This window comes from Hydrogenophaga aromaticivorans (genome assembly GCF_013387465.1).
Lineage (GTDB): Bacteria > Pseudomonadota > Gammaproteobacteria > Burkholderiales > Burkholderiaceae_C > Hydrogenophaga > Hydrogenophaga aromaticivorans.
Map to the genome: position 1 here is coordinate 303,083 of NZ_VYGV01000007.1, position 13,264 is coordinate 316,346.

15 protein-coding genes are annotated in these 13,264 nt (G+C 56.9%); 9 read left to right on the plus strand and 6 right to left on the minus strand.

Annotated features, from left to right (window positions below; all coding sequences use genetic code 11):
* Positions 1-66: 66 nt before the first annotated feature.
* Both F3K02_RS11370 and F3K02_RS11375 read right to left on the minus strand, forming a co-directional pair.
* On the minus strand, positions 67-363 hold the full coding sequence (locus F3K02_RS11370) for a helix-turn-helix domain-containing protein (protein WP_177135715.1): 297 nt from the start codon (positions 361-363) through the stop codon (positions 67-69).
* Entirely contained in the window at positions 360-698 is a 339-nt protein-coding gene (locus F3K02_RS11375; RefSeq protein WP_177135716.1) for a type II toxin-antitoxin system RelE/ParE family toxin, read from the minus strand. The genes F3K02_RS11370 and F3K02_RS11375 overlap by 4 nt, the downstream gene beginning before the upstream one ends.
* Positions 699-873: 175 nt before the next feature.
* Between F3K02_RS11375 and F3K02_RS11380 the strand changes: the two genes are divergently transcribed.
* The 9 genes from F3K02_RS11380 (at position 874) to F3K02_RS11410 (ending at position 8,371) form a co-directional block, all read left to right on the plus strand.
* Positions 874-2,700 (plus strand): 3'-5' exonuclease, encoded by a 1,827-nt coding sequence (locus F3K02_RS11380; protein ID WP_177135717.1) that lies wholly within the window; start codon positions 874-876, stop codon positions 2,698-2,700.
* A gap of 34 nt (positions 2,701-2,734) precedes the next feature.
* Positions 2,735-3,487: an NYN domain-containing protein gene (locus F3K02_RS11385; RefSeq protein WP_177135718.1), complete on the plus strand. Its 753-nt coding sequence runs from the start codon at positions 2,735-2,737 to the stop codon at positions 3,485-3,487.
* A gap of 121 nt (positions 3,488-3,608) precedes the next feature.
* A complete protein-coding gene (locus F3K02_RS11390; RefSeq protein WP_177135719.1) occupies positions 3,609-4,628 on the plus strand; it encodes a tellurite resistance TerB family protein in 1,020 nt (339 codons plus the stop codon).
* Positions 4,629-4,718: 90 nt separating this feature from the next.
* On the plus strand, positions 4,719-5,018 hold the full coding sequence (locus F3K02_RS11395; RefSeq protein ID WP_177135720.1) for a hypothetical protein: 300 nt from the start codon (positions 4,719-4,721) through the stop codon (positions 5,016-5,018).
* 49 nt (positions 5,019-5,067) lie between these two features.
* Positions 5,068-5,358 carry a 3'-5' exonuclease gene (locus F3K02_RS11400; protein ID WP_177135721.1) on the plus strand — a complete coding sequence of 97 codons (291 nt, stop codon included), beginning with the start codon at positions 5,068-5,070 and terminating at the stop codon, positions 5,356-5,358.
* Between the two features lie 417 nt (positions 5,359-5,775).
* The gene (locus F3K02_RS11405; RefSeq protein ID WP_177135722.1) at positions 5,776-6,555 is read left to right on the plus strand and encodes an ABC-three component system protein; all 780 of its coding nucleotides are present in this window, start codon (positions 5,776-5,778) and stop codon (positions 6,553-6,555) included.
* Positions 6,556-6,589: 34 nt separating this feature from the next.
* Positions 6,590-6,760 (plus strand): ABC-three component system middle component 7, encoded by a 171-nt coding sequence (locus F3K02_RS27970; RefSeq protein WP_425485580.1) that lies wholly within the window; start codon positions 6,590-6,592, stop codon positions 6,758-6,760.
* A complete protein-coding gene (locus F3K02_RS27300) occupies positions 6,753-7,220 on the plus strand; it encodes a hypothetical protein (protein WP_218179430.1) in 468 nt (155 codons plus the stop codon). The genes F3K02_RS27970 and F3K02_RS27300 overlap by 8 nt, the downstream gene beginning before the upstream one ends.
* The gene (locus tag F3K02_RS11410; protein ID WP_218179431.1) at positions 7,217-8,371 is read left to right on the plus strand and encodes a DUF2326 domain-containing protein; all 1,155 of its coding nucleotides are present in this window, start codon (positions 7,217-7,219) and stop codon (positions 8,369-8,371) included. Before F3K02_RS27300 ends, F3K02_RS11410 begins: the two co-directional genes overlap by 4 nt.
* 146 nt (positions 8,372-8,517) lie before the next feature.
* On the opposite strand, the gene F3K02_RS11415 is transcribed toward F3K02_RS11410, so the two are convergent.
* From F3K02_RS11415 to F3K02_RS11430, 4 genes are all read right to left on the minus strand, one after another.
* The gene (locus tag F3K02_RS11415; protein ID WP_177135723.1) at positions 8,518-10,362 is read right to left on the minus strand and encodes a glutamine--tRNA ligase/YqeY domain fusion protein; all 1,845 of its coding nucleotides are present in this window, start codon (positions 10,360-10,362) and stop codon (positions 8,518-8,520) included.
* A gap of 21 nt (positions 10,363-10,383) precedes the next feature.
* Positions 10,384-11,490 carry a glycoside hydrolase family 19 protein gene (locus F3K02_RS11420; RefSeq protein ID WP_177135724.1) on the minus strand — a complete coding sequence of 369 codons (1,107 nt, stop codon included), beginning with the start codon at positions 11,488-11,490 and terminating at the stop codon, positions 10,384-10,386.
* Positions 11,491-11,506: 16 nt separating this feature from the next.
* On the minus strand, positions 11,507-12,136 hold the full coding sequence (locus tag F3K02_RS11425; protein WP_177135725.1) for a hypothetical protein: 630 nt from the start codon (positions 12,134-12,136) through the stop codon (positions 11,507-11,509).
* 68 nt (positions 12,137-12,204) lie between these two features.
* On the minus strand, positions 12,205-13,143 hold the full coding sequence (locus F3K02_RS11430) for a glutaminase (protein WP_177135726.1): 939 nt from the start codon (positions 13,141-13,143) through the stop codon (positions 12,205-12,207).
* Between the last annotated feature and the right edge of the window lie 121 nt (positions 13,144-13,264).

The following is a 13,264-nucleotide window of genomic DNA, read 5'->3' on the forward strand; positions in this document are numbered from 1 at the left end:
GCGCTTCCTCTGTGGACGACTTCAGTTGCATGTTTACTCAGGTATCCGTGGTCCATCGGCAATGGTTCAAGCCGCCTTCTTCACCGACAGCTTGACCGTGTAGCCCAGCTGCGCCGCCACGTTCACCAGCGCGTCCAGCGTGAACTTGTGGGTGCGGCCTTTCACCAGATCGTTCATGCGCGGCTGGCTCACGCCCGCGCGCTGGGCGGCTTCGGCCTGGGTGATGCCGAGCTTGGCGATCACCTTGCGGATGTGCGCCACCAGATCGGCGCGCAGCAACAGGTTTTGCGCCGCGGGCTCGGCAAAGCCCAAGTCGTGGAACACGTTGTCGCTGCCCACCACCACATTCAGCTTCTTGCTCATGGCTTCTTGCCTTCCTTTCTTGCATTCAACAGCGCCGCGTAGCGGCTTTGGGCCAACTCCAGGTCGGGCGGTGCGGTCTTCTGCGTCTTCTTCACGAACGCGTGCAGCACGTACACCGCCTCCGCGAACTTGGCCACATAGATCACCCGGTACTGATTGCCCGCACGGACCCTGATCTCGAAGGCGCCACCACCCACAGTGGGCATGGGCTTGAAGTCGCTGGGCATCAACCCGTTCTGAACTTGCCTCAGCTCCGTACCCACCGCCGCGCGTGCGTCTTCAGGAAACTCCCTGACCACATTGAGACTGGTTCCCAGCCACTGGATGCGTTTCATTTTATATCCGTTCTGATAATTTCAAGAGAGTGATATGTGCCCCGACATTCACCCTTCTTGCCTCCGCATACAACATCACCCGCCCGAGCCTTGCGGCTGAAATTGGCAGGTCGTCCAGATTGTGTGCCAGCACTTGCGGCATCATCCGCCCCAGGGAAGCAAATACTTACAACTCATGGCCACACTGATACCAGCCCTCGGCAGCTGCGTCTCGCGCATGACTCCGGGCGAGCGCCGCACCGCAGATCGGCTTGAAGACAAGCTCGATGCCGACTACCTGCTCTGGTACGACGTGGCCGTCGGCCCCAAGCACCAGCACCCGGACTTTGTGGTCATGCACCCGCGCCGGGGCATCCTGATCCTGGAGGTCAAGGACTTCCGGTTCTCCACCCTCATCCAGGCCAACAAACAGACCTGGGACATCCACGGCGACAACGGCCCCAAGACCATTGCCAACCCGCTGGAGCAGGCGCGGCAGTACGCGCACCAGGTGGTCAAGGCACTGGAGCGCGACCCGCAACTGGTGCAGCCCGAAGGCCGGCACCAGGGCAAGCTGGCTTTTCCGTGGAGCTACGGCGTGGTGCTGCCCAACATCACCCGCGTGCAGTTCGACAAAGCCGAACTCGCCCACGCCATCGAGCCGCACCGCGTGGTCTGCCAGGACGAGATGGGCGAACACGTCGACCCGGAGGCGCTGCAAAGCCGCCTGTGGGACATGTTCCCATTCATGATGGGCGGCGTCATGTCGCTGCCGCAGCTGGACCGCGTGCGCTGGATCATGTTTCCTGAAGTGCGGGTCAGCACCCAGGAAAGTCTGTTCGCCGCCGATGCGGGCGACGAGGCCGCCGACCTGCCCAGCATCATGCGTGTGATGGACATCCAGCAAGAGCAGCTGGCGCGCAGCCTGGGCGACGGGCACCGCGTCATCCACGGCGTGGCCGGCTCGGGCAAGACCATGCTGCTGGCCTACCGCGCCGAGCACCTGGCCAAGGCCCACACCGCGGCCAGCAAACCCATCCTCATGCTTTGCTACAACGAGCCGCTGGCCAAGCAGCTCGCCCGCGTGATGGCCGCCAAAGGCATTGCCGACCGCGTGCACGCCGTTCACTTTCACAAATGGTGCCGCGACCAGCTCGTCGCCTTTGGCCAGACCCTGCCCGCCAACAACCAGTCGGTCAAAGACAAGATGGCCGACATGGTCCAGCGCGTCATCAGCGGTGTGGACCGCCGCCAGATCCCCAGCGGGCAATACCAGGCCGTGCTCATCGACGAAGGCCACGACTTCGCGCCCGAGTGGCTCAGGCTCATCACGCAGATGGTGGACCCCGCCACCAACAGCCTGCTCGTGCTGTACGACGACGCGCAGAGCATCTACGAGCGCAGCCGCAGCAAGCAGTTCAGCTTCAAGAGCGTGGGCATCCAGGCGCAGGGGCGCACCACCATCCTCAAGATCAACTACCGCAACACGCGGCAGATTCTGCAAACCGCCAGCCTCGTGGCCGCTGACCTGTTGACCGCCGAAGACAAAGACGAAGACGGCATCCCCATGCTCAAGCCCGTGAGCTGCGGGCGCGACGGCGAGGCGCCGCTCATCATCCGCCTGCCCAGCCTGCGGGCCGAAGCCACGCGCGTGGCCGAGCTCCTGGGCTCCGCCCACCAGGAAGGCCACGCCTGGGGCGACATGGCCATCATCTGCCGGCACTACAGCGAGATGGATCAATGCGCCGGCGTGTTGCGCCAGCGCGGCCTGCCGCACCAGGTGCGCAAAGGCGCGGGCAGCTTCGACCCGGCCGCCGACACCATCAAGGTGCTGACCATGCACGCCAGCAAAGGGCTGGAGTTCCCGGTGGTGGCGCTGGTGGGCGCCGGCCACATGCCCGCCCCGGGTGAAGACGAGCGCGAAGAAGCCAAGCTGTTTTACGTGGGCGCGACCCGGGCCACGCAGCGGCTGATCATTGGGTTGGGTGGCAGCGGGCAGTTTGCAAACCGCTTTGCTGTCTGAGCGATTTCAAAGAAGACAAAGGGGGAAAACGAAGATGGCAACAAAGCCAAACAACGAGCGGCTGGCAGTGATGATCGATGCCGACAACGCGCAAGCGTCGCTGGTGCACGAACTCATGTCGGAGGTCTCGCGCTACGGCACCGCCACCATCAAGCGGGCTTACGGTGATTGGACAACGCCCAATCTGCAGCAGTGGAAGAACGTACTCCATGCCAACGCTATTCAGCCCATGCAGCAGTTCCGCTACACCACAGGCAAGAACGCGACTGATTCAGCGCTCATCATCGACGCGATGGATGTTCTGCACGCGGGCCTTGTTGATGGATTCTGCTTGGTGTCGTCGGACAGCGACTTCACTCGCTTGGCCACTCGCATTCGAGAGGCAGGCTTGGCGGTATATGGGTTTGGTGAACGGCATACGCCCGAACCTTTCGTCGCGGCATGCGACAAGTTCATTTACACAGAAATTCTCAAGCTGAAACCTGCTGAAACACCCGAGGCAGAGCCAAGTGCAGTGCCCGCAACTGAGATTGCCGTGGTTCAACCGCTGGTGATTGCGGCAATTGATGCCAATGCGAGAGAGGATGGCTGGGCACCCCTGGGTGGGGTGGGCGGCTACATCGGGAAAATCGACCCATCTTTCGACTCCCGCAACTTTGGCTTTAAGAAGCTGAGCGACTTAGTGCGAACTTTGGGCTACGTCGAGACAAAAGATGTGCCATTCACTCGACCTGACGGGGTCGTACTCAACAACATGCAGATTCGCATGAAGCGAGTTTCGCGATGATGCCTTTTGTGATGAATTGGAGTCTGACCCCAAACATTTTAGACTAGCAAGAACACAGTCCAAAATCCTAGTTACATTCGTAGCTATTGCGGCAAATATATTATCTAAAATCCCGATACTTATGACTAACAAACAATCCGCTACGCAAAATATTCAAGCGAAAATTACCGAAAATCTTGAGAGTGCGTTTGATGCAGTAATTATTGAGAGAAATAAGTATTATCAGGAAAACCCTGGAAAGATTCCAAACCTTGACTCGATCGATTCAATTGTAAGATCATCGGCTTTGGCTAATGCGGCCATATCGGGTGGCTCAAGCTTGGTTCCAGGGCCGATTGGAATGCTTGCCATTGTCCCCGAGTTAGTATTGGTCACGAGAAATCAAATTCGATTGATTTATGACGTTGCTGCTGCACATGGTCAAAAAGAGGCTATCACCAAAGAGCTTCTAGCCGCTGTGTTCGTTTCCGCAATGGGCACCTCCGCCGGAGGGCTGCTAGTAGTTCAGGGTAGCAAGCTCTTAGTGAAGCGGGCAAGCTTACAAGTGTTTCAGAAGCTGATTGTTATTTTGGGTGGAAAAATCACTCAGCAGGCCCTGAAGTCGGCCATCAGCAAGTGGCTTCCAGGGGTGGGTGCCGCAGCGATGGCCGCGTGGTCCAACTACATGACAAGGAAAATCGGGAATAAGTCCAAAGAGCTCTTTAGTAAACAAATTGTACAAAATGACGATGTCACCGACATCGAGCTAATCACACCTCTGGATATATCCGCAGAAGAGAATAATAATGAAGCTCGTTCCAGCGAATATGCAAAAATTCAAATTTTAATCAATCTGGCGAAAATTGATGGCCAAGTGGATGATTTGGAGAGTGAATTTATTGGAAATTTCATCGATAAAGCGGACATCACGCACGGTGAAAAAATCGATTTAATCTCAAGTCTAGGCAATCTTGAAAGTCAATACTTCGACATCAAATCGCTAGAGAGGTCACCAGATGAAGCTATTGCACTACTGGTCAACCTGACCCTCTTGGCAAAACTGGATGGGCGCTTTCATATCACCGAAAAGCTCTATATCAAGCAGATCGGAAAAATTCTGAACTTCTCCGCTTCTGATATCGAAGAAGTGATGGCTAGCTGATACTGTTTGTTCGTCCGCCCGTCCTAATCATTCACCCGAGATGCGATCCCTATGTCATCCGTGAGTTCACACCCATCTGGAGTACAGATCATGAAAAAAACGGCTACTTGGTTTTCGTTTGCGACGCTCAGTGCCTTTTTGCTCGCCGCCTGTGTATCAGCCGCGCCGCCCAATCCTCGCGATCAGGCGGTGAACCAAGCTTGGGAAACCTATTGCACCTCGGGCTACTGCGAAGGGGCCAAGGGCACCATTGTTGAAAGAACAGACAGTACTTTGACCGTCTCCATCAACGGCAATATCCGCTACATGACCTACACCGTCACCGGCGGGCCAGGCGGCTACGAGGCCCGGGTCAGCCCAACAGCGAACCAGGGACGCACCAAGCCCTGAGTGCCGCTGGTTGAAGCCTGACCCCGATACCTTCAGACACTGAAGCGAGATGGACCTGTGCGTCGACGTGCTTGCCCTGCGCGGCGTGCCGCACCAGGTGCGCAAAGGCGGGGGCAGCTTCGACCCGGCGGCCGACACCATCAAGGTGCTGACCATGCACGCCAGCAAAGGGCTGGAGTTCCCGGTGGTGGCGTTGGTGGGCGCGGGCCATACGCCCGCCCCGGGCGAAGACGAGCGCGAAGAAGCCAAGCTGTTCTACGTGGGCGCCACGCGGGCCACGCAGCGGCTGATCATCGGGTTGGGTGGGGACGGGCGGTTTGGGCAACGGTTGGCCGCATGAGAAACAGACCGGGTACCTGACTAGCAATCGATCAACGCTGAAGGGAAGTTCATATGTTTGTGATCGTTGAAACGTTTCGTGCAGGAGGCGAGTCGTCATCAGCCAAGATTCGAGTTCGCCCGGTTGCTGGTCAGGGGTTTCCTACAACGATGCGCGTTGAATGCTCTCGCGCGATGCGTGAGTCGGCGCCTGTGGGCACACAATTTCGACTTTGGGTAAAGGAAACCAGCCGTGAAGGCGGTGTACCGTTCCTGTACAGCAATCCAAACGACAAATGGGAGATGGTTGGATGAGCGTGCTTTTTGATCAAGCTACCGATTCGATAGCTAAACTCTGTAATTTCTCATAGGATTCGTTGACCAAAGTTCGGTTTTAATTTTCGATCCGTATCAATCACAACGCTGGGTAGGATTTTGAATGGCAAATAAAAGAGATATCTATAGTGACGAAGAGCACAGCATTCTCTACGCGGAAACAAAAGGAGCTTGCCCGCTCTGCATGATGCCTATTTTGTTCAAAAAGCCCGGGTCGAATAAGCCAAAGAAGGGATATGAGGTTGCGCACATTTACCCATTGAATCCAACAGCGGCGCAGGCGCAAGCTCTGACTGGTTACCCGGTGCCCACTGATTTGAATTCCTTGGAGAATGTTATTGCGCTTTGTCCCACATGTCACACTAGGTACGACAAGGACTTTAAGCTTGCTGAGTTAGCTAAGCTGCAAAAAATAAAAGATGACTTCTTGGATGTTAGTAAGGCAAAGCTAACTGCATCTCAATATGTCATTCAATCAGAGGTGTGTGAAATTCTGGATGCGATAGTTGGATTTGATTTTGATGATTTGAACTTAGGGTCTCCGAATTTTGATGTGGCGACTGTTGATAAGAAGCTGAAGACCGGAATGAGTCCACTTCAAAAACACGAGATCAAACAGAATGCCATCAGCTTTTACGTGAGAATTCGAGATCATTTGCGTTTTCTTGAGCAACAAGACCAAGTCGCTGTTAGAATTTTGCAGAATCAAATAAAGACTTTTTACTTGGAAATGAGCAAGCAAAATCCAGGAAATAAAGATTTGGTCTTTAATTATGTTGCTCAATGGATAAGTGACAGAGCGGGAAAGCCAATACTTGCTGCAAAGGTGTTGACATCATTCTTTGTCCAAAACTGCGAGGTCTTTGATGTTGATCCCAACTAAATTTACCCGGCTTGAAGAGTCCACTATTTTCAAGATGAAGAACATCTTGCTCAACAGGAACGACGGAGAGACGGTCTTAGATATATTTCTCCGAACGAAAGATGAGTTTTACGACGCAGCCGAATTTTTGCATGCAATGGATGTTTTGTATGTTTTAGACGTTCTTGATGTTGAGGTTGATTCTGGAGTGGTTGTGTATGCTTAAAGAAATAGCTTGCTCATTTTTTCGACAATCGAAGATCTCATTCCATGAGGGTCTAAATGTTGTATTAGGTGATGACGATGCAAAGAACTCGATCGGAAAATCTACGGCGTTAATGGTCATTGATTTTTCATTTGGAGGAGACAGTCTTACGGATGACAAGGCAGGTGTGATAAAGGCTCTGGGGCATCACCACTATGACTTTGCCTTTCAGTTTGCTGGTGTTATATATCATTTTTCGCGATCTACAGACCAATCAAGTTTGGTGTTCAGGTGTGATAAAGATTATGCCCGGCAAGGTGAACAATCAATCAAAGAGTTTCGCGAATGGCTAAAGAATTCTTATGGACTTGACGGGTCTGAGGGCTCGTTTCGCTCGCTGGTCAGTCCATTCGCTCGAATCTGGGGTAAGGGTGAATTGGACCGGATCACCCGTTTGATGGGGATGTTCAAGAGTCAATGAGCATAGCGGTTGGTCGACTAATTGATCTTTTTGAGCGGAGCGATGAAATTAGCGCTGAGAAAAAGACGCTTGAAAAACAGCGGGATAGAAGAAAGCTAGTTTCTGACTCAATGAAGGCCGAGCTCATTCCTAGTGTCAACAAGACTCAATACAAGGAGAATGGTGGAACTATTGCTGATGGAGTAGTTCAGATTGAAAGGTTAAAACAAGGCTTTGGCGGAGCCCTCTCTGTATATGAAACTCTGTTTGATGAAAATCTGAAAAAAATTCAGCTACGCAAGAATGAGCTTGGCATTTTGAGGACTGATCTTCAAAATAAAATCAGAAGACTCCAGAGGGAGATTTCAGGTATCACGCCGAGATTGTCTGCCAACATTGCACTCGTGAAGGAGTTTTTTCCCGGCGTCAATGTTGAAAGAATTGAAAGGGTTGAGGCGTTTCATCATCAAATTGGCGGCATTGTTAAGAGGGAACTAAAAGAGGAATTGATCTCCGCGGTAGATCACGAAAAAACTGTTGGCAAAGAGTTGTCTGCACTGGATGATGAAGTTCAAATTGCTTTACGCTCTAAAGGTGTGCCGGATGATCTGTTTCAAAAAGTCCTTGACTTGAAAGAGAAGACTGATAGGGCTGCGTTGGAAAATGGATACTATGATCATAAGGCGCAGTTGGATGCTGAAATAAAGAGTTCTAATCAAAGATTGAACTCAATATTTGAAAACATATTTTTGAGTATTGAGGGTGGCATTAATTCAAAACTTGCGGCATTTAATAAAGTTGTATATGGGCCGCGACGGAATAGTTCAGAATTGCGACTCAAGAGCCCGAGCTCATATAGTTTTATATCTCCCGATGATACTGGGACCGGGAAGACGTATGCTGGACTAGTAGGGTTCGATGTTGCTATGCTTTCTCTGACAAAATTACCATTCTTCATTCATGACTCAATAATCTATAAGAATATTGAAGTTCCTGCCACTATTCGAATCCTAAGAATTTTGGCGTCTGTAAAACGAAGGCAGATATTCTTGTCTTTCGATGAGGCGAAAAAATATGGTTCTCTGACTGAGCGACTGCTGGCTAAATTTATGGTGATTCGTTTGAGTCATAATAATTTGCTGTATACCAAGGATTGGAGAAGTAAAGATTAATATTTTCCTCATTGGTTAATTTTTAATTTTTTAGAAGGATGTTGGGTGTTTGGCAGAGGTTTTATGCGTTGGCAACTTTTATTCAATAAAAAACCCGGTGTTGCGAATAGCAACACCGGGTTTTTAGTTGAGAAAAAGCTGTTTTGTTACTTCGCCCACGAATCCTTCAACCCCGTAACCCGATTGAACACCGGCTTGCTCCCAGCCACGTGATCCACCCGATCCGCCACAAAATACCCAAACCGCTCGAACTGGAATTTCTGATCCGGCTGGGCGGAGGCCAGTGAGGGCTCCACGTAGGCGGTGACCACCTTGAGGCTGTTGGGGTTCAGGGCTTCGATGAAGTCTTTGCCGCCGGCGTCGGGGTTGGGGTCGCTGAACAGGCGGTCGTACAGGCGCACTTCGGCGCTCACGCCGCTGGCCACGCTCACCCAGGTGATGGCGGCTTTGGCTTTCACGATGTCGGCGCCGGGGGTGCCGCTCTTGGTGCCGGGGATCACCTTGGCGTGCACTTCGGTCACGGTGCCGTTCGCGTCCTTGGCGCAGCCGGTGCATTCGATGACGTAGCCGCCTTTGAGGCGCACCACGTTGCCGGGGAACAGGCGCTTGTAGCCCTTGGGCGGCACTTCTTCGAAGTCTTCGCGTTCGATCCACACTTCCTTGCCGATCTTGAACACGCGGTCGGGCGGCGGGGTCTGGCCTTCGGGCACGGCGTGGTGGGGCAGGGCGGGCTGGGTGCAGTCTTCGGTGTAGTCGTCAGCGCCGAAGGCCTCGGCCCAGTTGGTGAGCACCAACTTGACGGGGTCGAGCACGGCCATGCCGCGGTGGGCCTTGTTTTCCAGGTCTTCGCGCAGGCAGCCTTCGAGCGTGCTGTAGTCGATCCAGGAGTCGCTCTTGGTGACGCCGATGCGTTCGGCAAAGAGCTGGATGCTTTCGGGCGTGTAGCCGCGGCGGCGCAGGCCGACGATGGTGGGCATGCGCGGGTCGTCCCAGCCGCTGACCTTGTGGTCGTACACGAGCTGCGCGAGCTTGCGCTTGCTGGTGATGACGTAGGTGAGGTTGAGGCGGGCAAATTCGTACTGGTGCGGCGCGGGGTGGGCGAGCAGGCCGCCTTCGCACAGGCGGTCCATCAGCCAGTCGTAAAACGGGCGCTGGTCTTCAAACTCCAGCGTGCAGATGCTGTGGGTGATCTGCTCCAGTGCGTCTTCGATGGGGTGCGCAAAGGTGTACATGGGGTAGATGCACCACTTGTCGCCGGTGTTGTGGTGCGTGGCGCGGCGGATGCGGTAGATGGCCGGGTCGCGCATGTTGATGTTGGGCGAGGCCATGTCGATCTTGGCGCGCAGCACCATGCTGCCGTCTTCGTGCGCGCCGTCGCGCATTTCGCGGAAGCGGGCCAGGTTCTCGGCGGGCGTGCGGCTGCGGAACGGGCTGTCCACGCCGGGTTTGCCGAAGTCGCCGCGGGCGGCGCGCATCTGTTCGGCGGTCTGTTCGTCCACATAGGCGTGGCCGGCGGTGATCAGGTATTCCGCCGCGCGGTACATGAAGTCGAAGTAGTCGCTGGCCTGGAACAGGTGGCTCTGGCCGTTGGCTTCCCAGTTGAAGCCGAGCCACTGCACCGCGTCGAGGATGGAGTTGACGTATTCAGTGTCTTCCTTCTCGGGGTTGGTGTCGTCAAAGCGCATGTGGCAGACGCCGCCGTAGTCGCGCGCCAGGCCAAAGTTGAGGCAGATGCTCTTGGCGTGGCCGATGTGCAGGTAGCCGTTGGGCTCGGGGGGGAAGCGGGTGCGGATCTTGGCCGGGTCGGGCTGGCCGGCGGCGTGGTGGGCGGCGTCGCCCGGGGTGCCGGCCCAGCGGCGGCCTGCGTAAGTGCCTTTTTCCAGATCGTTTTCGATGATCTGTCGCAGGAAGTTGCTGACCTTGTGCTCGCCCTCGGCATTGGGGGCGGCAGCGTTGTTTTTAGACGGGGATGGAGGTGTGTTGGAGCTCATTCGCCCATTCTAGGGGCGCCGTCACATCGTCATGGTGGGCGATTCTGCGGCGCGGGCCGGTGTGGCGCTGAAGGCACTGCCGTGCGCCGGGCGTTGGTCGGCCTGCGCCATGCGGGTGAGGGACGCGCGCGCGTCGGTGTTGGCGGCCGAGCGGGCGTCCAGCTGGCCCTCCCGGAGGGCGTAGCCGTCGTGCTGGGCGAACCGGATCTGGCCGTTTTGGACCTTCATGTGGGTGATGCCGGTCAGGCCCTGCTCGCGGGCCTGTTGGGCCACGGCGTGCACGGTGTTGTCCAGGCCGGGGTTCCAGGGCAACTGGTGGCGGTCGGCGATGGCGCGGACTTGTTGCTCGCTCTGCTGGATCAGCTGCAGGCTTTGGGGGGAGAGCTGGTGGGTGGGTTTGAGTTGCAGGGGCTGGTTGAGCGGGTCCGCGGCGGCGGTTACCTGCGCCTGTGGGTGGCGTTTTAGGGCTGCTTCGAGATAGCCCTGATTCAGATTGCTTTCCCAGGCGGCGGCGTTGGCTTGGCGTTCGGGAAGGCCTTTGACTTCGCCCCCGATGCCGCCGGTGTTGATGATGGAGCCGGCTTGGGTGGCGTCGGTGCGGGCGCTGCGCACGGGTTGGACGTTGTCTTTCCAGTACTGAACCGCAATCCGTTCGGCGTTTTGCTGATTGGCGGCCAGCTCCGGGTGGCGCACCAGATCCAGTCCCAGCTTCGGGCCAGAGTCGGTGTAGTTGCTCCTGCCCGTGAGTTGTATGTAGCCGCGCCCCCGGAAGGTGAACGCATCGCCTGCCTCGGTGTTGCCCAGGCCGGCTTTCCCCCATTCGCCTCCGTATACCTGCTCTGCCACGGCATGTTGCCGTTCAGTTCTGTCCCGTATGTTGGCGATGGATTGAGCGCCTTCGCGCGTCAAACCATTGCGCTTTGGGAACACGTCATACAAACGGCTGCCGCTGTAGTTGAGGTTCTCCTCCAGTCGCGTGAAGTTCTGGCTCTCATGCTGCACCTGCCCCATGAAGTTGGCCAGCTCGCGCGGGTCGGTGATGCCGCTGAGGTAGGCCGTCACCAGAAGCGCTTCTGCGCGCTGGCGTTGCTGTTCGCTGTTCAGGTGAGGGATGTCCGGGTTCGCCATGGTTCAACCTCCGGCGTCATTGGCCTGTGCTTTTGTTGCGGGAGCGTTCCCAATCAGCCTTGTTGATCATCTGAGCCATGTAGGAATCAATGTGGTCCCGGTTGATCCGGCGGGCGCAGAGCGACCCGCTTTTGATTGCGCTCAGTGGCCAGCCTTCAGGCGCGTTCTCTGGATTTGCATCGGCTGGTGACTCGATATCCAGGCTGAAGTGCATAAACGACCCTTTGTCCGTTGCCACAAACATGTGAGGCCACGCGGATATGGACACCCAGAAATACATGTGCTTTTTGTAGTCCTCGGGGTTGGGGGGGTAGGTGAACTGCACTTGGCCCTGCTTTGTGCCAATGGCGACATAGGCATACCCGGGGTTGTCCTTGGCCTCCCCCTTGAATTGGTCGAAATCCGACGATCCGCACAACGACAGCACCCGCCGGTCTTGCAGCTCGCAGGAGAAGCCCACGGTTTCCTGGGGCTTGCAGTGGTGGGTGACGGGGGTGGCGGTTGGGGCTGCCTTGGGGCCGGCGGCGCAAGCGCTCACGGTCACGGTCAGGGCCAGGAGCGCGGTGACAGGCAGCGCAGAAAGGCGGGCAAGGGTCGGGTGGCTGGGGCTTTGCATGGCGAAGGGTTTTGAAATTTTGTAGTTCATTCTGCTACATAAAGCAGTGAACAAAGTCCAGAACCCCCCGTTTCGCCCCGGGCCAGGCCGCGCAGGCGTCAGAGCGTGGTGTGGCCCCAGCCGGTGAGTGCCACCAGCCGCTCCAGCGCGAAGGCGCCGAGCACCGAGTTGCCTTTGGCGTCGAGTTCGGGCGACCACACGGCCACCGTGCCCACGCCGGGCACCACGGCCACGATGCCGCCGCCCACGCCGGTTTTCACCGGCAGGCCGATGCGGTAGGCGAAGTCACCCGCGGCGTCGTAGGCGCCGCAGGTGAGCAGCAGGGCGTTGACGCGCCGGGTGTCGTCGGCACCCAGGAACAGTTCGTCGGGCTGGCCGTCCATGGCGAGGTCGCGCCCGCCGTTGGCGAGGAAGAGCGTGGCCTGGGCGAGCTGCTGGCAGTTCATCTCGGTGGCGCACTGGCGGCAGTAGTTGTCGAGCACCAGCTCGGGCGCGTTCTGGAAGTTGCCGTGGCTCTTCATGAAGTAGGCCATGGCCATGTTGCGGTGGGCGGTGTCGCGCTCGCTCTTGGCCACGCGCGGGTTCCAGTGCAGGTTGGGCTCGTCGGCCAGGCGGCGCAGGGCGCCGAGCAGGGCGTAGTCGAGGTGCGCGTAGCGGCTGGTGAGGATGTCGGTGATGACCAGCGCGCCGGCGTTGATGAACGGATTGCGCGGGATGCCGTTTTCGGTTTCGAGCTGCACGATGGAGTTGAACGCCGCGCCCGAGGGCTCGCGGCCCACGCGCTGCCAGAGGCCTTCGCCCATGAGCTTGAGGGCGATGACGAAGGTGAAGAGTTTGGTGATGCTCTGCAGCGAGAAAGGCACTTGCGCATCGCCCACGGTGTGGCTTTCGCCGCTGACCAGCGCCACGGCCATGCCGAACTGGCGCGGCGGCACTTCGCCCAGCGCGGGGATGTAGTCGGCCACGCGGCCCTTGCCGTAGAGGGCCTGGGCTTCGGTGTGGATCTGGTCGAGCAGGGCGGGCAGGGGCGGGGTCATGGCGCATTCTAGAAAGGGCGCGGGGCAGGTTATGCCGCGCGCGGCGGGCGCCATGCAGGTGTCACATAAAGCCGGCTTTTGGAGCCCACAATCGTCTGCGGTGTGCAATATGCCGCGGGTG

Coding starts and splice junctions, on each gene's coding strand:
- F3K02_RS11425 (WP_177135725.1), bottom strand. CDS start 12,136: ATGAACTACAAAATTTCAAAACCCTTCGCCATGCAAAGCCCCAGCCAC.
- F3K02_RS27300 (WP_218179430.1), top strand. CDS start 6,753: ATGCTTAAAGAAATAGCTTGCTCATTTTTTCGACAATCGAAGATCTCA.
- F3K02_RS11370 (WP_177135715.1), bottom strand. CDS start 363: ATGAGCAAGAAGCTGAATGTGGTGGTGGGCAGCGACAACGTGTTCCAC.
- F3K02_RS27970 (WP_425485580.1), top strand. CDS start 6,590: ATGAAGAACATCTTGCTCAACAGGAACGACGGAGAGACGGTCTTAGAT.
- F3K02_RS11400 (WP_177135721.1), top strand. CDS start 5,068: ATGGACCTGTGCGTCGACGTGCTTGCCCTGCGCGGCGTGCCGCACCAG.
- F3K02_RS11410 (WP_218179431.1), top strand. CDS start 7,217: ATGAGCATAGCGGTTGGTCGACTAATTGATCTTTTTGAGCGGAGCGAT.
- F3K02_RS11420 (WP_177135724.1), bottom strand. CDS start 11,490: ATGGCGAACCCGGACATCCCTCACCTGAACAGCGAACAGCAACGCCAG.
- F3K02_RS11415 (WP_177135723.1), bottom strand. CDS start 10,362: ATGAGCTCCAACACACCTCCATCCCCGTCTAAAAACAACGCTGCCGCC.
- F3K02_RS11380 (WP_177135717.1), top strand. CDS start 874: ATGGCCACACTGATACCAGCCCTCGGCAGCTGCGTCTCGCGCATGACT.
- F3K02_RS11430 (WP_177135726.1), bottom strand. CDS start 13,143: ATGACCCCGCCCCTGCCCGCCCTGCTCGACCAGATCCACACCGAAGCC.
- F3K02_RS11405 (WP_177135722.1), top strand. CDS start 5,776: ATGGCAAATAAAAGAGATATCTATAGTGACGAAGAGCACAGCATTCTC.
- F3K02_RS11385 (WP_177135718.1), top strand. CDS start 2,735: ATGGCAACAAAGCCAAACAACGAGCGGCTGGCAGTGATGATCGATGCC.
- F3K02_RS11395 (WP_177135720.1), top strand. CDS start 4,719: ATGAAAAAAACGGCTACTTGGTTTTCGTTTGCGACGCTCAGTGCCTTT.
- F3K02_RS11390 (WP_177135719.1), top strand. CDS start 3,609: ATGACTAACAAACAATCCGCTACGCAAAATATTCAAGCGAAAATTACC.
- F3K02_RS11375 (WP_177135716.1), bottom strand. CDS start 698: ATGAAACGCATCCAGTGGCTGGGAACCAGTCTCAATGTGGTCAGGGAG.